Source organism: Bradyrhizobium sp. USDA 4353 (assembly GCF_054063215.1).
This window is the reverse complement of record NZ_JBSSGB010000001.1, coordinates 4,630,040-4,648,619: the sequence shown is the minus strand read 5'-3', so window position 1 is coordinate 4,648,619 and position 18,580 is coordinate 4,630,040. Positions and strand designations below refer to the sequence as shown.

Annotated in this window: 16 protein-coding genes and 1 pseudogene; 5 read left to right on the top strand and 12 right to left on the bottom strand. The window is 66.1% G+C overall.

All coding sequences use genetic code 11. From position 1 onward, the window contains the following. Positions 1-110 precede the first annotated feature (110 nt). A complete protein-coding gene (locus tag ACVILH_RS20870; RefSeq protein ID WP_456714548.1) occupies positions 111-1,433 on the bottom strand; it encodes an ABC transporter substrate-binding protein in 1,323 nt (440 codons plus the stop codon). A gap of 99 nt (positions 1,434-1,532) precedes the next feature. Beyond that, positions 1,533-2,594, bottom strand: a complete 1,062-nt coding sequence (locus ACVILH_RS20865) for an ABC transporter ATP-binding protein (RefSeq protein WP_035639096.1) — start codon at positions 2,592-2,594, stop codon at positions 1,533-1,535. A gap of 248 nt (positions 2,595-2,842) precedes the next feature. On the opposite strand from ACVILH_RS20865, the gene gntR reads away from it, so the two are divergent. The 4 genes and pseudogenes from gntR (at position 2,843) to ACVILH_RS20845 (ending at position 7,785) form a co-directional block, all read left to right on the top strand. Further along, on the top strand, positions 2,843-3,922 hold the full coding sequence (gene gntR, locus ACVILH_RS20860) for an HTH-type transcriptional regulator GntR (protein ID WP_456714547.1): 1,080 nt from the start codon (positions 2,843-2,845) through the stop codon (positions 3,920-3,922). Positions 3,923-4,092: 170 nt separating this feature from the next. Then, complete coding sequence (locus tag ACVILH_RS20855; RefSeq protein ID WP_456714546.1) at positions 4,093-5,916, top strand: IlvD/Edd family dehydratase; 1,824 nt, start codon at positions 4,093-4,095, stop codon at positions 5,914-5,916. Between the two features lie 134 nt (positions 5,917-6,050). Continuing rightward, positions 6,051-6,785, top strand: coding sequence for an SDR family oxidoreductase (locus ACVILH_RS20850; protein WP_456714545.1), 735 nt, complete (start codon positions 6,051-6,053; stop codon positions 6,783-6,785). A gap of 251 nt (positions 6,786-7,036) precedes the next feature. Further along, a pseudogene (locus ACVILH_RS20845) lies at positions 7,037-7,785 on the top strand (SDR family NAD(P)-dependent oxidoreductase). A gap of 58 nt (positions 7,786-7,843) precedes the next feature. On the opposite strand, the gene ACVILH_RS20840 reads toward ACVILH_RS20845, so the two are convergent. From ACVILH_RS20840 to ACVILH_RS20830, 3 genes are read right to left on the bottom strand one after another with little or no spacing between them, the layout of a single operon-like run. After that, positions 7,844-9,163 (bottom strand): chloride channel protein, encoded by a 1,320-nt coding sequence (locus ACVILH_RS20840; RefSeq protein ID WP_456714544.1) that lies wholly within the window; start codon positions 9,161-9,163, stop codon positions 7,844-7,846. A gap of 21 nt (positions 9,164-9,184) precedes the next feature. Beyond that, on the bottom strand, positions 9,185-9,481 hold the full coding sequence (locus ACVILH_RS20835; protein WP_456714543.1) for a DUF1330 domain-containing protein: 297 nt from the start codon (positions 9,479-9,481) through the stop codon (positions 9,185-9,187). Between the two features lie 8 nt (positions 9,482-9,489). Continuing rightward, entirely contained in the window at positions 9,490-10,284 is a 795-nt protein-coding gene (locus ACVILH_RS20830; RefSeq protein WP_456714542.1) for an SDR family NAD(P)-dependent oxidoreductase, read from the bottom strand. 265 nt (positions 10,285-10,549) lie between these two features. On the opposite strand from ACVILH_RS20830, the gene ACVILH_RS20825 reads away from it, so the two are divergent. Continuing rightward, positions 10,550-12,556 carry a methyl-accepting chemotaxis protein gene (locus ACVILH_RS20825; protein ID WP_456714541.1) on the top strand — a complete coding sequence of 669 codons (2,007 nt, stop codon included), beginning with the start codon at positions 10,550-10,552 and terminating at the stop codon, positions 12,554-12,556. Positions 12,557-12,826: 270 nt separating this feature from the next. On the opposite strand, the gene rplQ is transcribed toward ACVILH_RS20825, so the two are convergent. The 7 genes from rplQ to rplO all read right to left on the bottom strand — a co-directional run bounded on the left by rplQ (position 12,827) and on the right by rplO (position 18,576). Next, the gene (gene rplQ, locus ACVILH_RS20820) at positions 12,827-13,240 is read right to left on the bottom strand and encodes a 50S ribosomal protein L17 (RefSeq protein WP_006611863.1); all 414 of its coding nucleotides are present in this window, start codon (positions 13,238-13,240) and stop codon (positions 12,827-12,829) included. A 118-nt stretch (positions 13,241-13,358) separates the two neighbouring features. Further along, positions 13,359-14,390 carry a DNA-directed RNA polymerase subunit alpha gene (locus ACVILH_RS20815; protein WP_456714540.1) on the bottom strand — a complete coding sequence of 344 codons (1,032 nt, stop codon included), beginning with the start codon at positions 14,388-14,390 and terminating at the stop codon, positions 13,359-13,361. Between the two features lie 113 nt (positions 14,391-14,503). Beyond that, a complete protein-coding gene (gene rpsK / locus ACVILH_RS20810) occupies positions 14,504-14,893 on the bottom strand; it encodes a 30S ribosomal protein S11 (protein WP_456714539.1) in 390 nt (129 codons plus the stop codon). A 128-nt stretch (positions 14,894-15,021) separates the two neighbouring features. Continuing rightward, on the bottom strand, positions 15,022-15,390 hold the full coding sequence (gene rpsM / locus ACVILH_RS20805) for a 30S ribosomal protein S13 (protein ID WP_008963796.1): 369 nt from the start codon (positions 15,388-15,390) through the stop codon (positions 15,022-15,024). Between the two features lie 195 nt (positions 15,391-15,585). Then, positions 15,586-16,512: an adenylate kinase gene (locus tag ACVILH_RS20800; RefSeq protein ID WP_456714538.1), complete on the bottom strand. Its 927-nt coding sequence runs from the start codon at positions 16,510-16,512 to the stop codon at positions 15,586-15,588. Between the two features lie 88 nt (positions 16,513-16,600). Continuing rightward, positions 16,601-17,932: a preprotein translocase subunit SecY gene (gene secY / locus ACVILH_RS20795; RefSeq protein WP_011926058.1), complete on the bottom strand. Its 1,332-nt coding sequence runs from the start codon at positions 17,930-17,932 to the stop codon at positions 16,601-16,603. A 158-nt stretch (positions 17,933-18,090) separates the two neighbouring features. Next, positions 18,091-18,576, bottom strand: a complete 486-nt coding sequence (rplO, locus tag ACVILH_RS20790; RefSeq protein WP_456714537.1) for a 50S ribosomal protein L15 — start codon at positions 18,574-18,576, stop codon at positions 18,091-18,093. Positions 18,577-18,580 lie beyond the last annotated feature (4 nt).

The window sequence follows — 18,580 nt, the reverse complement described above, 5'->3', positions numbered from 1 at the left end:
GCCCACCGCCGGTGGTGCGATCGACATCGGTGGGCACGGCGCGCGAGACATCGCGATCTCTCGCCGTCATCCCGGCGCGCCTTTGCCCACCCTACAAGATCAACCGCGTCTCAGCGGAAGATGCGCTTGGCCGACCGCTCCGCGGTGGCCATCGCGGTCTTCACATCCTCGCGGCCGGTGCAGTAGTTCGCGAACATGTCGACCACGACGAAATCCGCGATCGCGGCAGCCGAGGCCTCGCCGAGCTTGCCGACGCCGGCCGGCGTCACCGCCGTCGCCGCGACGTCGCGATATGGCGTCGTCTTCGGATCGGCAGTCCAGATCGGGTTGGCGTCGTAGCCCTTGAGGAAATGCGACAGATAGCCCTGCGCCGCCTCGATCCAGGGATTGAACTGCTCCGGCTCCAGCATGAAGGCGGTGAACGCCTTGCAGGTCTGCGGGAACTTGGTGAAGTTGTAGATCAGGATCGGGAAGCCGAGATGCAGCTCGCGGGTCTTGCCGTCGAGGCCCGCCGGCAGATGCGCGTGGTTCATGTCCTCGGCGATCTGCGGCGCCTCCTTCTTCGCGGTGACGTAGATCGAGATGCCGTTGACGGTGAGGTAGAGCTGGCCGGCGAGGAAGGCCTTGTTATTGGATGAATCGTTCCAGGACGCGGTGCCCGGAGCGAAATTGTCGTACAGCCCCTTGACGTATTCGAGCGCCTTGGCGGTCTCCGGCGAGTTGATGACGACCTTGTTGTCCTTGTCGATCAGGGCGCCGCCATGAGCCCACAATGCCCAATGCGTCCAGTTGTTGGCGTCACCCGACGCGTGGCCGAGCGCCATGCCTGCCGGCGTCCCGTTCTTGTTGAGGCCCTTGATCAGATCGGCAAAGCCGGCGAGATCCTTGGGAAATTCCTTGTGCCCGGCCTTCTCCATCGCCGAGATGCGGTAGTTGACGAGACCGCCGGTCGCAGCGACCGGAATGCCGATCCACTTGCCGTCGAGCATGCCATAGGCCTTGCCCGAGTCGGTCCAGCCACCGCACTTCTTGCCGAGATAGTCGGCGACGTCGCTGACGTCGGCGACCTTGTTGGAGAACAGGAACGGCAGCGTGTAGAGGCCCCACACCATGTCGAGGCCCTGCCCCGTATTGGCGGCGACGGAAGCCTTGGGCTGGATGTCGTCGTAGGACTCGTTGGAGACGTTGATGGTGACGTTGTTGGCCTTCTGGAAGGCGTCGACGATCTTCATGAAGGCCACGTCCTCGGCCTCGACGAAGCGCTTCCAGCGCAGCAGATTGATCTTGGCGCCGGCTTCCGGCTTCCAGGGTGAGGTCTGCGCCCAGGCCTTGGCGTAGCCGAGCAGCTCGTCGGCCGACATCGTCGCCGCAGCCGCCAGCAAGGTCGCGCCACCCTTGAGCAGAGACCGTCGATCCGTGAGGAAATGCGTCATCTGAAGTCTTCTCCCGTTGAATATTGCTTGTTTTGTTTGTTGCCGGTTTTCCGGCCTTTTTAGTTAGTCTGCTGAGTTAGCTTGCGCCGCGCGGCCGGATCAAAGTCTCCGGCCGGTATCCTTGTCGAACAGATGCGCCGCCGATGCGCGCGGGCGCAGATGGATCTTCTCGCCGGGATTGACCTCGTGGCGATCGCGGAACACCGCGATGATGTCCTGGGTGCCGATGCGGGCGACGATCTGGGTCTCCGAGCCCGTGGGCTCGACGACGATCACCTCGGCCTCGATGCCGTCGCTGGCGAGCTCGAGATGCTCCGGCCGCACGCCATACACAACCGGGCGACCGTCGGAGGCGGCCGGCGCCGTCAGCAGCGGCAGCTTGGCGCCGTTGTCGGTCTCGACATAGACCGAGCCGTTCGACTTCAGATGGCCGTTGAGGAAGTTCATGGCCGGCGAGCCGATGAAGCCGGCGACGAACTGGTTGTCCGGCTTGTCGTAGAGATCGAGCGGCGAGCCCATCTGCTCGACGATGCCGTCATGCATCACGACGATCTTGTCCGCCATGGTCATGGCTTCGATCTGGTCGTGGGTGACGTAGACGGTCGTCGTCTTGAGCCGCTGGTGCAGCTCCTTGATCTCGGTGCGCATCGCCACGCGCAGCTTGGCGTCGAGGTTCGACAAGGGCTCGTCGAACAGGAACACCTGGGGATCGCGCACGATCGCGCGGCCCATCGCCACGCGCTGGCGCTGGCCGCCGGAGAGCTGGCGCGGATAGCGGTCAAGCAGCGGCGTGAGCGCGAGAATCTCGGCCGCGCGTGCCACGCCCTTCTTGATGTCCTCGGGCCGCGCGCCGCGCAGCTTCAGCGAGAAGCCCATGTTGTCGGCGACGGTCATGTGCGGGTAGAGCGCGTAGTTCTGGAACACCATCGCGATGTCGCGCTCTTTCGGCTGCACGTTGTTGACGACGCGCTCACCGATCGAGATGGTTCCGGAGGTGATGTTCTCGAGCCCTGCCAGCATGCGCAGCAGCGTCGACTTGCCGCAGCCGGACGGACCGACCAATACGACGAACTCGCCATCCTCGATCGGAATGGTCACGCCGTGCAGGACCTCGAATCCGCCGAACGATTTGCGCACGTCGCGAATTTGCACCGACGACATCAACTTCCTCCTCAAAGACCGACTGCATTGGCTGCAGATCGGCGCATTCTCACCCATTGTGCGCGACCGTTTGATCTGGCCGCTTGTCGTTATGTAGTCTTCTGATCGTGCAGGCGGCGCTGAAGTGGCGCCAGCTCGGCACGCATTGTCGGCAGTTTAGTTGTCTTTCGCAATGCTTCGCTTAGCAACCGCGTGATAGCGCTGTCAATATCGCTTGTGTACCAGACCGCCTATGCTATGAGCGACGGATGGGACGGAAACGTATCACGCCGGGCAAAGTCCGGCTGACGGAGGTCGCGGCACTGGCGGGCGTCAGCCCGATCACGGTGTCACGCTTCTTCCGCAATCCCGACACGGTCTCGGCCGGACGCCGCCTGCGCATCGAGAGCGCCGCCAAGGATCTCGGCTACGTCCCCAACCTCGCCGCCCGCGCGCTCGCATCGCAGCGCACCGAAGTGATCGGCGTGCTGATACCATCCCTCACCAACAACGTGTTCTCCGACGTGCTGCGCGGCATCTATGATGCCTTCGAAGGCAGCCGCTACAGCATCCAACTTGCGAATACACGCTACAGCGTGTTGCAGGAGGAGCGCCTGCTGCGGCTGTTCCTGATGCAGAAGCCGGCCGGGATGATCGTCACCGGCGTCGACCAGACCGCGGAAGGCCGTGCCATCGTGCGGGCGGCCGACTGCCCTGTCGTGCAGATCATGGAGCTCGGCACCGATCCGATCGACATGATGATCGGCTTCTCGCACGTCAATGCCTGTTCTGCAGCAATTTCGCACCTTCTCGCGCAGGGCTGCCGGCGCATCGGCTTCCTCGGCGCGCGCATGGACCCCAGGGTGCAGCGGCGCCTGCAGGGCTATCAGAACGCGATGAAGAGCGCCGGCCTGTTCGACCCGCGACGGATCGTCACAACCGCGGTGCCGACCTCGACGACCGTCGGCGGCAATCTGTTCTCCGACCTGATGCTGAAGGCACCGGACATCGATGCCGTGTTCTGCGCCAATGACGATCTCGCGCTCGGCGTGCTGTTTGAATGCCAACGCCGCCACATCGCGGTGCCCGAGCAGATCGCCATCGTCGGCTTCAACGACATGGAGTTCATGGCGTCGGCGGTTCCGACGCTGACCAGCGTCCGCACCAATCGCTATGAGATGGGCCTGCGCGCCGCGACGATGATCATGGACGAGGTCGAAGGCCGGCCGGTCACGGAGCGCGTCGTCGATCTCGGCTTCGAGGTGATCGAACGGCAGAGCTCGACATTGCAGCGCAGCGCCAAGACGGTGCCGGCGCAGGCTGACCGCGCCTCAGGAACAAAATGGTAGCGCAACCAAAATTGCTGTTTTAGAACCATGCTGAACACAACGGCTTAGACGAAAGACTCGAACGAAGAACGTGGGCGATCTCGACACCGGCCGATGGCCGTCAGGCGCTTTGTCTCGTGTGCGCCATGAGCAGACCGACCTCGCCATGTTTGCACTGCGGGAGGACGCAAATGACAAAATCCAACGGACATGCCGGCAACGGCGCTGACAAAGGCCGCAAGCTGCGCTCGCAGGCGTGGTTCAACGATCCGCACAATCCGGGCATGACGGCGCTCTATCTCGAGCGCTATCTCAATTTCGGCCTCACCCGCGCCGAGTTGCAGTCGGGCAAGCCGATCATCGGCATCGCCCAGACCGGCAACGACCTGTCACCGTGCAACCGCCACCACCTTGAGCTGGCGCATCGCGTCCGCGAAGGCATCCGCGAGGCCGGCGGCATCGCGATGGAATTTCCGACCCATCCGATCCAGGAGACCGGCAAGCGCCCGACCGCTGCATTGGACCGCAACCTCGCGTATCTCGGCCTCGTGGAAATCCTGTTCGGCTACCCGCTCGACGGCGTGGTGCTGACCACCGGCTGCGACAAGACCACGCCGGCCTGCCTGATGGCGGCGGCGACCGTGAACATCCCGGCCATCGTGCTCTCGGGTGGACCGATGCTGAACGGCTGGCACGAGGGCCAGCGGACCGGCTCCGGCACCGTGGTGTGGAAGTCGCGCGAGCGGCTCGCCGCCGGCGAGATCGACTACGAGGAGTTCATGCAGATCGTGGCGTCGTCGGCGCCGTCGGTTGGGCACTGCAACACCATGGGCACGGCCTCGACCATGAACGCGCTGGCCGAGGCGCTCGGCATGTCCCTGCCCGGCTGCGCAGCCATCCCGGCGCCCTACCGCGAGCGCGGCCAGATCGCCTACGAGACCGGCAAGCGCATCGTCGACATGGTTTGGGAGGACCTGAAGCCGTCCGACATTCTGACCCGCAAGGCGTTCGAGAACTGCATCGTCGCCAACTCCGCGATCGGCGGCTCGACCAATGCGCCGATCCACATCAACGCGCTGGCGCGCCATGTCGGCGTCGAGCTCGATATCGACGATTGGCAAAAGGTCGGACACGGCGTGCCGCTGCTGGTCAACATGCAGCCGGCGGGCTTCTATCTCGGCGAGGAATTCCACCGCGCCGGCGGCGTGCCGGCCGTGATCGGCGAGCTGATGCGGCACAAGCGCATCCACGAGGACGTCATCACCGTCAACGGCCGCAGCATGGGCGACAATTGCCGCGAAGCGCCGAAGCCCGACAACGACGTGATCTGGTCCTACGACAAGCCGCTGGTGAAGGACGCCGGCTTCCTGGTGCTGCGCGGCAATCTGTTCGATTCCGCGATCATGAAGACCAGCGTGATCTCCAAGGAATTCCGCGACCGCTATCTCAGCAACCCGAAAGACCCGAACGCGTTCGAGGGCCGCGCCATCGTGTTCGAGGGGCCGGAGGATTATCACGATCGTATCGACGACGAGTCGCTCGCGATCGACGAGCACTGCGTGCTGTTCATCCGCGGCGCCGGCCCGATCGGCTATCCCGGTGGCGCCGAGGTGGTCAACATGCAGCCGCCGGCGGCGCTGATCAAACGCGGCATCCTGTCCCTGCCCTGCATCGGCGACGGCCGCCAGTCCGGCACCTCCGGCTCGCCGTCGATCCTCAACGCCTCGCCGGAAGCGGCGGCCGACGGTGGCCTGGCGATCCTCAAGACCGGCGACAAGGTGCGCATCGACCTCAATAAGGGCTCGGCCAACATCCTGATCTCCGACGAGGAGGTTGCCAAGCGCCACGCCGAGTTGAAGGCCCGGGGGGGCTTCCCGCACCCGGCCAACCAGACGCCCTGGCAGGAGCTCTATCGCAACACCGTCGGCCAGCAGGCCACCGGCGCCTGCATGGAGATCGCGACGCGGTACCAGAACATCGCTGGCACTGTCGGCGTCGCCAGGCATAATCACTAGACACACGGCACAAAGCCAGCCACCGTCATTGCGAGGAGCGAAGCGACGAAGCAATCCAGGGCCGCACGCACAGCCCTGGATCGCGTCACTGCGCTCACGATGACGAAGAGCAAAATGTACTTCAGGGAGACCCCATGTCCGACCGCCTCAAGGGCAAGCGCGCCTTTGTCACCGCCGCCGCCGCCGGCATCGGCCGCGCCTGCGCCATTGCCTTCGCGCGGCAGGGCGCGACCGTGTTCGCCACCGATATCGACGAGAAGGGTCTTTCGACCTTGAAGGCCGAGGGCATCGCGGAGGTCGCGACGCTCGACGTGCGCAATACGGCGGCCGTGAACGCGATGGCCGAACGGGTGGGCAAGGTCGAGATCCTGCTCAATGCCGCCGGCTTCGTGCACAACGGCACCATCCTCGACTGCTCCGACGACGACTTCGATTTCTCCTTCGACCTCAACGTCAAGTCGATGCACCGCACGATCCGCGCCTTCCTGCCGAAGATGCTGGCCGAGAACGGCGGCGCCATCGTCAACATCGCCTCGGCCGCCGGCGTGTTCAAGGCGGCGCCGAACCGCTACGTCTACGCGGCGACCAAGGCGGCTGTGGCGGCGCTGACGCGCTCGGTGGCGGCGGACTACGTCGCCCGGAAGATCCGCTGCAACTGCATCTGCCCCGGCACGATCGAGACGCCGTCGCTGCTCGGACGCGCGGCGGCCGCGGGCCCGAACGGACTCGAGATGTTTGTCTCGCGCCAGCCGATGGGCCGGCTCGGCACGGCCGAGGAGATCGCGCATCTCGCGGTCTATCTCGCCAGCGACGAGAGCGCGTTCACCACCGGCGTGGCGCATACGATCGACGGCGGCTGGACGTTGTGACTCTGACCTGTCCCCGCTCTTGTCCGCCGGAGCTCTAGGAGCGTAGGCGGATGCGGGGGCGCGACGAGCTTCGCTCGCGCTGAGAGGTCGGATTGCATCGAAGATGCAATCCGGGTGACGGGGGTACAGGTCTCACCACGGACACCACCCGTGCGGCTGCCCCTCACCCCAGCCCTCTCCCCGTAAGGACGGGGAGAGGGAGCGCACTGGGCACGTCGCAAGAAGCGTGGCTCACATGACGGGGGAATACCATGAACCACATCGACCTCGCCAATCGCTGCGCCGTCGTCACCGGCGGTGCGCAAGGGTTTGGCCGCGCGATCACCGAGCGCTTCAAGGCGTCGGGCGCGAAGGTGGCGATCTGGGATCACGATATTGCGCTGGCCGAGAAGACCGCCCAGGAGATCGGCCCCGAGGTGCTGGCGCTCAAGGTCGACGTCACCGACAGCGCGGCGGTCGAAGGCGCGCGCGATGCGACCTTGGCGGCGTTCGGCACCATCGACATATCCTGGTCAACAATGCCGGGATCGCCGGCATCAACAAGACGGTGTGGGAGACCGATCTCGAGGAATGGCGCAAGGTGCTGCGCATCAATCTCGACGGCCCGTTCATCTGTGCCAAGGCGATCGTGCCTGTCATGCTGAAGCAGGCCTATGGCCGCATCGTCAACATCGCCTCGATCGCCGGCAAGGAAGGCAACCCGAACGCCGCGCACTACTCGGCGTCCAAAGCGGGCCTGATCGCGCTGACCAAGTCGCTCGGCAAGGAGCTGGCGCAGCACAACATCACGGTGAATGCGGTGACGCCGGCCGCGGCGAAGACCGCGATCTTCGACCAGATGACGGAGGCGCACATCAACTTCATGCTGTCGAAGATCCCGAAGGGCCGCTTCGTCCTCGTCGAGGAGCTCGCCGCGCTGGTGTCCTGGCTTGCCTCGGAGGAGTGCTCGTTCTCGACCGGCGCCGTGTTCGACATCTCCGGCGGCCGCGCGACGTATTAGTTGGGAGCGCTCGAACGGCGTCACCACCGGTGAATCAGGAACCGCCAAGCTTCAGCCGCTAGGCAGCGCCGGGTTTCGGCGCGTGCGCCGCCTCGGCCTTGGCCACAAAACCCTTGGCGAGCGCGTGGTAGAGCCCCTCCTCGCAGATCAGTCGCGAGGTGCCATAGGCGATCAGCGAGGCCATCATCAGCGGCACCACCATCGCGTGGTTGTCGGTCATCTCGGTGACGATGACGAAGGCGGTGATCGGCGCCTGCACGACGCCGGCGAAATAGGCGACCATGCCGAGCAGCATGATCGGCGCAAGGGGCGTGCTGTGGAACAGGCTCGCGACATTGGCGCCGATGCCGGCGCCGACCGCGAGCGAGGGCGCGAAGATGCCGCCGGGCATGCCGCTGATCGCGGCGAAGGTGGTGGCGAGGAACTTCAGCACGCCGAAATCGGCCGGCAGCGGCGTGCCGCTCTCCAGCGCCGCCTTCACCTGCGTGTAGCCGGTGCCATAGACCAGATCGCCCGAGGCGATGCCGCAGACCGCCACCGCGAGGCCGCAGGCGAGCGCGAACGGCAAGGGTTGGCTCTTGATGGCGCGGCCGACGGCCCCGGGCAGCCCGCGCGCCATGGTGATCAGGATGCGGCTGAACAGCCCGCCGGCGGCGCCGCCGACGACGCCGCAGATCGGCACGGCGAGCCAGTCGATGCCCTTGGCTAACGCGATCGGCGTCGAGCCGAAATAGGCGTAGTTGCCCATCAGCGCGAGCGAGGTCAGGCCGGCGGCGATGACGGTGGCGATGACGAGGCTCGAGGTGCGCGTCTCGAAGGCGCGGCTCATCTCCTCGATGCCGAACACGATGCCGGCCAGCGGCGTGTTGAAGGCGGCGGCAACGCCGGCCGCAGCACCCGCCAGGATCAGGCCCGGCTGTCGGCGCGGCGACAGACGACCGAGCGCGAACATGATGGAGGCGCCGACCTGCACCGTCGGGCCCTCGCGGCCGACCGAGCCGCCGCAGAGCAGCCCGAGCAAGGTCAGCAGCACCTTGCCGATAGCGATGCGGATCGACACCAGCGGGCTGCGCGCGCTCGTGTCGGTGAGGTGCCGCGCGGCGATCGCCTGCGGGATGCCGCTGCCTTGTGCGTTGGGGAAGAAGCGCCGGGTCAGATAGACTGACAGCGCGAAGCCGGCCGGCGTGACGATCAGCGAAGCGTAGCGCGACTGCGACAGCAGCCAGTTGAAGGCGAGCTGCGCCTCGTCGGCGAGCTTCGCCAGGGCTACTGCGGCGGCGCCGACGACGAGGCCGCCGGCGACGAACAGCACCCGCCGCTGCCAGCGCGCCGAGGTCAGCTTCAGCCAGCGCTTGCGGCGGGGAGTGATCGTCAACATCGGGCGGCGTCGGTCCGGGCGTTACGCAGGTGCGGCACCCTCGACGAAAATCAGCCGCCGGTCCAGCGCCTTCCAGCGCTCACCGAGAGCTTCGGCATATTCGACCGACGCATACCATTCGCGCAGCCGCGCCATCGACGGGAACTCGACGATGATCAACGTCTTCGCGGGCGGGCCGCCCTCGACCGTCTCGGCAGCACCGCCGCGGACCAGATAGCGGCCGCCATAGCGCGCGATCGAGCGCGCCGCGAGATCGCGGTAGCGCTGCATCGCCTCGGCATCCCGGACCTCGACCTCGGAGAGGACGTAAGCCGTCATCGCAGGCCTCAGGCGATGGTGTCGACGATGCCGCCTTCGGCGCGCAGCGCGGCGCCGTTGGTGGCGGAGGCTTGCGGAGACGCGGCATAGACGACCATGTTGGCGATCTCGTCGACGCTGGCGAAGCGTTGCAGCAGCGAGGCCGGCCGGTGCTGCTTGACGAAGGACGAGGCCGCCTCCTCCTCCGACTGGCCGTTCTGGCGCGCAAGATCCTTGACGAAGGTCTCGACGCCTTCCGACATGGTCGGACCCGGCAGCACCGAATTGACGGTGACCCCGGTGCCGCGCGTCAACTTGGCGAGGCCGCGCGAGATCGCAAGCTGCGCCGTCTTGGTCATGCCGTAGTGAATCATCTCGGTCGGGATATTCAGCGCTGATTCCGAGGAGATGAAGATCACGCGACCCCAGTTGCGCTTCAGCATGCCCTGCATGTAGGCGCGCGCCATGCGCACGCCCGAGAGCACGTTGACCTCGAAGAAGCGGCTCCAGTCCTCGTCGGGAATCTCGAAGAAGTCCTTCGGCTCGAAGATGCCGGCATTGTTGACGAGAATGTCGACCTCGGGGACCGCGGTGACGATGGCGTTGCCGCCGTCGACCTGGGCGACATCGCCGGCGACGCCGCGGACCTTTGCTCCGGGTACGGCCTGCTTGAGCCGCGCGACCGCTTCATCGACGCGCCCCTGGCTGCGGCCATTCACCACCACCTCCGCGCCGCAGGCTGCCAACCCTTTAGCGATGGCGAAGCCGATGCCGGCGGTGGACCCGGTGACGAGCGCAGTCTTGCCCGAAAGGTCGATGTTCATGGGTAGCTCTCCGTTGTTCTGCAGCCCACGATGTGGGTGACCCGCGGGCCGACACCCAACGCACCGCACGCAGAGCTGATCCTCCCTCTTCAGGTGGTCTGAAGCGATGTCAGGTCCCAAAGGTTGTTTCTGACGAGCATGGTGCAGTGCGTCATCAATCCACAATATTTGCACGGTATCCGCGTAGTCGCAAACCCCGCCCCTGAGTGGCCCTCCCCTTCACCCACTTTCCATCCCGCCGCCCGGCACGTTCGACGTGAGAGGAATGCAGCACCCCTTCCATGCGCACGCGACGCGCAAAAGTCTCGCCTTCCGAGTCCTGCGCAGGCTGCAGCCCAGCCTGACCACCCAAATCGCCGCGCTCGGCACCCTCGGTGTCGTGATCGTCGGCGCCTTGTGCCTCGGCGGCCTGGAGCACGCGACGCGGGTCCAGCGCGTCTCCGACGACGGCATGCGCTTCCGGCTGGAGATCGCCTCGCTATCCGACGGCTTCCTCGAAACCCAGCAGCTTGCGGCCCGCTTCCTGCGGACCCATGACGAGGGCCTGGTCACGAAGCATGCCGAGCGGGTCGCGGAGGAGCTGCGCGCGCTCGATGCGGTGGAAGCCTACGCGGCCACCGCGGCCGACGGCGATCCGATCCGCCAGGTCGGCTCGCTGCGCAGCGGCATCAATCTCTACGCCACGCGCTTCCAGAACATCGTCGGCGCCCAGCGCATCCTCGGCTTCCGCCCCGGCGAGGGCCTGCTCGGCAAGCTGCAGACGGCGGCGCGGCAGTTCGAAGCCCGGCTCGCCGGCCTCGACGAGCCCCGGCTGACGCTCGCGATGCTGGCGATGCGCCGGCTGGAGAAGGAGTTCCTGCTGCATCCCGAGGACAGGCTCAGCGACCAGTTCGACGAGCGCGAGAGCGAGTTCGAGAGCGCGCTCGGCCGGTCCGCCCTTGCGCCGGCCGCCAGATCCGAGCTGCTGGCGCTGGCGCGAGCCTACAAGCAGGCCTTTGCCGGCGTCGCGGTCTCCCGGCAGGCGCTCGACGATCAGGCCGAGGACCTCGAGCAGATCTTCGACCGGGTCCGCCCGGCGCTGATCCAGGCCGCCGCTGCGGCGCAGCTGCGCGGCCAGGCGGCGGAGCAGCGCGCGGCCGAGGTGCGCAGGCTGCTGACCTGGATCACGGCGGCGACCGCGCTGGCGCTGGCGCTGTTCGCGATCCTGTTCGGACGGCGCGTGGCGCGGCTGATCCACAGCATGAGCACCGCCATGCACGCGCTCGCGGCGGGACGGCTCGACGTCGTGCTCCCCGGGCTCGGGCGCAGCGACGAGATCGGCGCGATGGCGCAGGCGGTGGAGACGTTCAAGCTCAAGGCCGGCGAGCGCGCCGCGGCCGAGCTCGAGGCCCGGCGCGAGGAGGATCGCCGCGCCGCGGAGCGCCACCGCGCTGAGCTGGCGCGGCTCGCCGCGTCGTTCGAGGCCACTGCGGGCCACGTGATCGCGTCGGTGTCGTCGGCCTCGGAGGAGCTCACCCTGTCGGCCCATGGCCTCACCGAGACGGCCCGCCATACCCAGGCGCTGTCGGCCGCGGTGTCGACCGCCTCGCAGGAGGCCTCGCTCAACGTGCAGCGGGTGGCGGCGGCGACGGAGCAGATGACGGCCTCGGCCGGCGAGATCGGACGCCAGGTCAACGAGTCCGCCGGGATCGCGCGCGATGCCGTGCTGCAGGCCCGCCAGACCGACGACCGGATGGCGCAGCTCGCCACCGCCGCCGAGCGCATCGGCAACGTCGTGCAGCTGATCGCCACCATCGCGCAGCAGACCAACCTGCTGGCGCTGAACGCAACCATCGAGGCCGCGCGGGCCGGCGAAGCCGGTGCCGGATTCGCGGTCGTCGCCCAGGAGGTCAAGACGCTGGCCAAGCAGACCGCCGACGCCACCGAGGAGATCCGCGAGCAGATCGCGGGCATCCAGACGGCGACCCGGGATTCAGTCGGAGCGATCGGCGCGATCGTCGACATCATCGGACGGATCTCTGAGATCGCCTCGCACGTCGCCACGGCAATCGAGGGTCAGGGCCACGCCACCCGCGACATCGCCCGCAACATCCAGGGCGCGTCCGAGCGCACCGCCCAGGTCGCCCACAGCATCGTCGAGGTCACGCAAGGCGCCTCGCGGACCGGCGAGGCCTCCTCGCAAGTGCTGAGCGCCGCGCAGCTCCTCACGGACGGCAACACCCGCCTCCGCCAGGAGCTCGATGCTTTTGTCAGGACGATCCGGGCTGGGTGAGCGGATCATCCTGCTCGCGGGCGATGTCCAGCTCTGCGGTGCTCACGTGCGGCGCTCCCCGTGCCGCAGCGTCGAGCGGGCAAAACGGTCGCCGCAGGCGGCAGCGTGCCCAACGTCGATCGGCGAATTCGGGGTGGGACGGTGGGCACGGCGCGCCGACGAGCGCGCGTGAGGACAAAGCGCGGGAGCGCCTTTGCCCACCCTACGAGCGCCCCTCAAAACAAAAACGGCGCCCGAGGGCGCCGTTCTGCAAACCGGGATCGGAGCGGCTTATGCGGCTTCCGACGTCTCCTGCACCGGACCCGAGTCCTGGCCCTTGGCGTCGACGTCGCGATCGACGAACTCGATCACGGCCATCGCAGCGTTGTCGCCGTAGCGGAAGCCGGCCTTGATGATGCGGGTGTAGCCGCCGTTGCGGTCCTTGTAGCGGGGCGCCAGCACGTCGAACAGCTTCTTGACCTGGTCGACATCGCGCATCTCGGCGATCGCCTGGCGGCGCAGCGCGAGGCCGCCCTTCTTGCCGAGGGTGACGAGCTTCTCGACGATCGGCCGGAGCTCCTTGGCCTTCGGCAGCGTGGTGACGATCTGCTCGTGCTTGATCAGCGCGGCGCACATGTTGGCGAACATCGCCTTGCGATGCTCGGCGGTGCGGTTGAGCTTCCGATGAACCTTGCCGTGACGCATTGTCTTAGTCCTTCATTTCAATCTGCCGCGACGGTTCGTCGGACATGTTGCTCAGGTGGGCTGCCTGCGTTCGCCCGGTCGTTACGAGTGGCGGATAGGATCGCTACCCGCCAGCCGCTCAGTAGTGATCCTCGAAGCGCTTGGCCAGCTCGTCGATGTTCTCCGGCGGCCAGCCCGGCACTTCCATGCCGAGGTGCAGACCCATCTGGGCCAGCACTTCCTTGATCTCGTTCAGCGACTTGCGGCCGAAGTTCGGGGTGCGCAGCATCTCCGCCTCCGACTTCTGCACGAGGTCGCCGATATAGACGATGTTGTCGTTCTTCAGGCAGTTTGCCGAACGCACCGACAGCTCGAGCTCGTCCACCTTCTTGAGGAAGGCCGGGTTGAAGGCGAGGTCCGGGATGATCTCCTGGGCGACTTCCTTGCGCGGCTCTTCGAAGTTGACGAACACGTTGAGCTGATCCTGCAGGATGCGCGCGGCATAGGCCACCGCGTCCTCCGGCGAGATCGCGCCGTTGGTCTCGATCGTCATGGTCAGCTTATCGTAGTCGAGGATCTGGCCCTCGCGGGTGTTCTCGACCTTGTAGGAGACCTTGCGGACCGGCGAGAACAGGCTGTCGACCGGGATCAGGCCGATCGGCGCGTCCTCGGGCCGGTTGCGATCGGCGGCGACATAGCCCTTGCCGGTCGCGACCGTGAACTCCATGCGGATCTCGGCGCCCTCGTCCAGGGTGCAGAGCGGCAGGTCGGGGTTGAGCACGACGATGTCGCCGACGGTCTGGATGTCACCGGCGGTGACGGAGCCCGGACCCTGCTTCTTCACGACCATGCGCTTCGGGCCTTCGCCCTGCATCTTGATCGCGATGTCCTTGATGTTCAGAACGATGTCGGTGACATCCTCACGGACGCCGGCAATCGAGGAGAACTCGTGCAGCACGCCGTCGATGTGCACCGACTGCACGGCGGCGCCCTGCAGCGACGACAGCAGGATGCGGCGCAGTGCGTTGCCCAGCGTCTGGCCGAAGCCGCGCTCCAGCGGCTCGGCAACCACGGTGGCGAAACGGGTCGCGTCGGAACCCGGCGTGACCTGGAGCTTGTTCGGCCGAATCAATTCTTGCCAATTCTTCTGGATCGTCACTGTTTCACCCATGGGCCAGTCCGTGGGGGTCGACTGACTGGCGTTGGAGAACCGCGCATCGGATCGCGGCCATCGAAATGGTTCAAAAGCAAGACGAGGCGGACATGCTGTCCGCCTCCTTCAGATCAGACGCGACGACGCTTGCGCGGACGGCAACCATTGTGCGGGATCGTCGTCACATCGCGGATCGAGGTGACGGTGAAACCCGCGGCCTGCAGCGCGCGCAGAGCCGATTCACGTCCGGAGCCCGGACCCGCCACCTCGACCTCGAGGGTGCGCATGCCGTGCTCCTGGGCCTTCTTGGACACGTCCTCCGCCGCGACCTGCGCGGCATACGGGGTCGACTTGCGCGACCCCTTGAACCCCATCGTGCCGGCCGACGACCAGGCAATGGTGTTGCCCTGCGCGTCGGTGATGGTGATCGTGGTGTTGTTGAACGACGAATTCACATGCGCAATGCCGGAGGCGATGTTCTTGCGCTCACGACGGCGGACACGTGCGGCTTCCTTGGCCATATAAGTACCTTTCTCGAGATCTCAACGCCGCCGTAATGCCAGCGGCTACACCAAACGAGCGAATGGTAAATGGCGAATAGCGAGAAGGGTGTCCCCTACCCGCTACCCGCTCATTCGCAATTCGCCAATTACTTCTTCTTGCCGGCGATCGCCTTAGCCGGACCCTTGCGCGTGCGCGCATTGGTGTGGGTGCGCTGGCCGCGCACCGGCAGGCCGCGGCGATGACGCAGGCCGCGATAGCAGCCGAGGTCCATCAGCCGCTTGATGTTGATGCCGGTCTCACGACGGAGGTCGCCCTCGACGACGTAGTCGCGGTCGATGATTTCGCGGATCTGCAGGACTTCCTGGTCGCTCAGCTGATTGACGCGACGATCCTCGGCAATCTTCACCTTCTCGATGATCTCGCCCGCGATCTTCGGGCCGATGCCATGGATATACTGGAGCGCGATCAGGACGCGCTTGTTGGTCGGGATGTTGACACCGGCAATACGGGCCACGGACTTCTCTCCTGTCGCCGATCCCCGGGGACCGGCCTTCTCTGTCGCTATCTCGGGCAGGTGTCCGCAAACGCGAACAAGACGCCCACCCCTCGATTCCCTAAGGGCCCGGCATCTTTGGAAAACTATCCGACTTGGATGCGGGCTTATTAATGGATTCACACGGCGGTCGTCAACCGCCCCTACAAGATTCGGTCACCCCTTGGCGCGCTTTTTTGCTGCCTTTGCAGAGGTTTTCCGGGCTCCCTTGGTCGCCTTGGCGGCAGCCTTGGTTGCCTTGCCGGCGGCCTTGGTTGCCTTGCCGGCCTTCTTCGCAGCCTTGGAGGCCTTCTTCGGCGCCGCCTTGGCTGCCTTTTTAGCAGTCTTGGCCGCCTTTTTGGCTGTCTTTCCGGCCTTTTTCGCGGGGGAAGCCGCCTTCGGAGCCGCCTTGGCAGCCTTCTTGGCCGATTTCGCTGGCGCGGCCTTAGCCGCAGCCCTGGGCGCCTTGGCGCTGCGCTTGGCCGGGCTCGCCTTCTTGGCCGCCCGGCTGCCGCCCTTGCCGACGGCGGCCAGGATCCGGCCGATCTCCTCGGTGACCTCCTCGATCGGCAGCATGCCGTCGATGGTCGCCAGCATCCGGTGATCGGAATAATAATGGATCAGGGGCTCGGTCTGGTCGCGATAGCTGGCCAGGCGCTTGGTCAGCACCTCCGGGGTATCGTCCGCGCGGACAGCCTCGCCCCGGGCGCGGGTCTCGGCGGCGCGGCGCTCGACGCGCTCCAGCAGCACGCCCTCGTTAACCCGGAGCTCGATCACGGCATCGAGCGTCATCTGCTTCTGCTTGAGCAGCGCATCCAGCGCCTCGGCCTGCGGCACGGTGCGCGGGAAGCCGTCGAGGATGAAGCCATTGGCGGCATCCGGCTGCTCGATCCGATCGGCAATGATGCCGACCACGACCTCGTCGGGCACCAGCCCGCCGGCCGCCATGATGTCCTTGGCCTTCAGCCCGATCGGGGTCTGCGCGGCAACGGCGGCGCGCAGCATGTCGCCGGTCGACAGCTGGACGATGCCGTGACGCTGCACCAGGCGCTGCGCCTGCGTTCCCTTGCCCGAACCGGGCGGTCCCAGAAGAATCAGTCTCATTGAATGTCCCGCCCCCCGGCACACGGTGGGCGACCTCCCGCACACCTTGTTCTTGGCTTTTTGGCTCCCGGGCCGCGATCCGCCGCTGTCAGCGGCGGCGACCCCGCAGCTTCGACTTCCTGATCAGCCCCTCATATTGATGGGCGAGCAGATAACCCTGAACCTGCGCCACGGTATCCATCGTAACGCTGACCACGATCAGAAGCGAAGTGCCACCAAAGTAGAACGGGACGGAAGCGTAGGAAATCAGAATTTCCGGAATTAGACACACGATCGCCAGATAGATGGCGCCGAGCACGGTGATCCGCGACAGCACGTAATCGATATATTCCGCAGTGCGCTCGCCGGGGCGGATGCCCGGAATGAAACCGCCATGCTTCTTCAGGTTGTCGGCCGTCTCCGTCGGGTTGAAGACGATGGCGGTGTAGAAGAAGGCGAAGAACAGGATCAGCGCCAGATACAGCACCAGGAACAGCGGCCGGCCATGGCCGAGCTGGGTGGTGATCCACTGGAACCACTCCGGCCCCTTGCCGGCGTTGAAATTGGCGACCGTGGTCGGCAGCAGCAGCAGCGACGAGGCGAAGATCGGCGGGATCACGCCGGAGGTGTTGAGCTTCAGCGGCAGATGCGAGGACTGGCCCTCGAACATCTTGTTGCCGACCTGGCGCTTCGGATACTGGATCAGCAGCCGGCGCTGGGCGCGCTCCATGAACACGATGAAGGCGATCACGGCGACCGCCATCACGATGACGATCAGGATCAGGCCGGTGGACAGCGCGCCCTGACGGCCCAGCTCCAGCATGTTGGCGAGCGCCGAGGGCAGCTCCGCCACGATGCCGGACAGGATGATCAGCGAGATGCCGTTGCCGATGCCGCGCGAGGTGATCTGCTCGCCGAGCCACATCAGGAACATCGTGCCGCCGGTCAAGGTGATCGCAGTCGACAGGCGGAAGAACAGGCCGGGATCGGCCACGACGTTGCCGGCGCCCTCGAGGCCCACGGCAATGCCGTAGGACTGCACGGCGGCCAGGATCACCGTCAGGTAGCGGGTGTACTGGTTCAGCATCTTGCGGCCCGCCTCACCCTCTTTCTTGAGGGCTTCGAGCTGGGGCGAGACCGTCGTGAGCAGCTGAATGATGATCGATGCCGAGATGTACGGCATGATGTTCAGCGCGAAGATCGCCATGCGGTGGATGCCGCCGCCGGCGAACATGTTGAACATGCCGAGGATGCCGCCGGCCTGGGTGCGGAACACCGAATCCCAGATGTTCGGGTCGATGCCGGGCAGCGGAATGTAGGTGCCGAGGCGGTAGACCAGCAGCGCGCCGAGGGTGAACCAGATGCGCTTCTTCAGCTCATCGGCTTTTGCAAGCGCGCCGAAATTGAGGTTTGCCGCAAGTTGTTCCGCTGCTGAGGCCATGTCTTAGCTTTCTCCCGCCGCCCTTCTTGACCAGATCAGCCCCGCGAGGGCTCGCAGGGCTTGGGGCAGACGTCGGATATTATCTGGTACGCGAGCGCGTTCTGTCCATTGCCCTGCCCTGTTCAGCACAAGCCGAGGGCAGGGCAATGACGCAGAAGTTACGCCGCCTCGCCTTCATCCTTGGCGGGCGCCAGGATCTTGACGGTGCCGCCGGCCTTCTCGACCGCCGCAATCGCCGACTTCGAGGCGCCATACACCTCGATGTTGATCTTCGCGGTGAGCTCGCCGCGGCCGAGCAGACGCACACCGTCCTTGGCGCGACGCAGCGCGCCCGACTTCACCAGCGCCTCGGCGTTGATCACGCTGCCGGCGTCCAGCTTCTTCGCATCGATCGCCTGCTGGATCCGGTCGAGATTGATCTCGACGAAATCGAGCGCGAAGATGTTGTTGAAGCCGCGCTTCGGCAGACGGCGATGCATCGGCATCTGACCGCCTTCGAAGCCCTTGATGCGCACGCCGGAGCGCGCGGTCTGGCCCTTGCCGCCACGGCCGGAGGTCTTGCCCTTGCCGGAGCCGATGCCGCGGCCGACGCGCATGCGCTTCTTGCGCGCGCCGGCGTTGTCGGCGATATCGCTGAGCTTCATCGCC

What these genes read in the sequence shown, in the direction of transcription:
- ACVILH_RS20840 (WP_456714544.1), bottom strand. Translation starts at nt 9,163, where the DNA reads ATGTTGACGATCACTCCCCGCCGCAAGCGCTGGCTGAAGCTGACCTCG.
- rplO (WP_456714537.1), bottom strand. Translation starts at nt 18,576, where the DNA reads ATGAAGCTCAGCGATATCGCCGACAACGCCGGCGCGCGCAAGAAGCGC.
- secY (WP_011926058.1), bottom strand. Translation starts at nt 17,932, where the DNA reads ATGGCCTCAGCAGCGGAACAACTTGCGGCAAACCTCAATTTCGGCGCG.
- ACVILH_RS20800 (WP_456714538.1), bottom strand. Translation starts at nt 16,512, where the DNA reads ATGAGACTGATTCTTCTGGGACCGCCCGGTTCGGGCAAGGGAACGCAG.
- gntR (WP_456714547.1), top strand. Translation starts at nt 2,843, where the DNA reads ATGGGACGGAAACGTATCACGCCGGGCAAAGTCCGGCTGACGGAGGTC.
- ACVILH_RS20865 (WP_035639096.1), bottom strand. Translation starts at nt 2,594, where the DNA reads ATGTCGTCGGTGCAAATTCGCGACGTGCGCAAATCGTTCGGCGGATTC.
- ACVILH_RS20850 (WP_456714545.1), top strand. Translation starts at nt 6,051, where the DNA reads ATGTCCGACCGCCTCAAGGGCAAGCGCGCCTTTGTCACCGCCGCCGCC.
- ACVILH_RS20855 (WP_456714546.1), top strand. Translation starts at nt 4,093, where the DNA reads ATGACAAAATCCAACGGACATGCCGGCAACGGCGCTGACAAAGGCCGC.
- rplQ (WP_006611863.1), bottom strand. Translation starts at nt 13,240, where the DNA reads ATGCGTCACGGCAAGGTTCATCGGAAGCTCAACCGCACCGCCGAGCAT.
- ACVILH_RS20870 (WP_456714548.1), bottom strand. Translation starts at nt 1,433, where the DNA reads ATGACGCATTTCCTCACGGATCGACGGTCTCTGCTCAAGGGTGGCGCG.
- ACVILH_RS20825 (WP_456714541.1), top strand. Translation starts at nt 10,550, where the DNA reads ATGCAGCACCCCTTCCATGCGCACGCGACGCGCAAAAGTCTCGCCTTC.
- ACVILH_RS20815 (WP_456714540.1), bottom strand. Translation starts at nt 14,390, where the DNA reads ATGGGTGAAACAGTGACGATCCAGAAGAATTGGCAAGAATTGATTCGG.
- ACVILH_RS20830 (WP_456714542.1), bottom strand. Translation starts at nt 10,284, where the DNA reads ATGAACATCGACCTTTCGGGCAAGACTGCGCTCGTCACCGGGTCCACC.
- rpsK (WP_456714539.1), bottom strand. Translation starts at nt 14,893, where the DNA reads ATGGCCAAGGAAGCCGCACGTGTCCGCCGTCGTGAGCGCAAGAACATC.
- ACVILH_RS20835 (WP_456714543.1), bottom strand. Translation starts at nt 9,481, where the DNA reads ATGACGGCTTACGTCCTCTCCGAGGTCGAGGTCCGGGATGCCGAGGCG.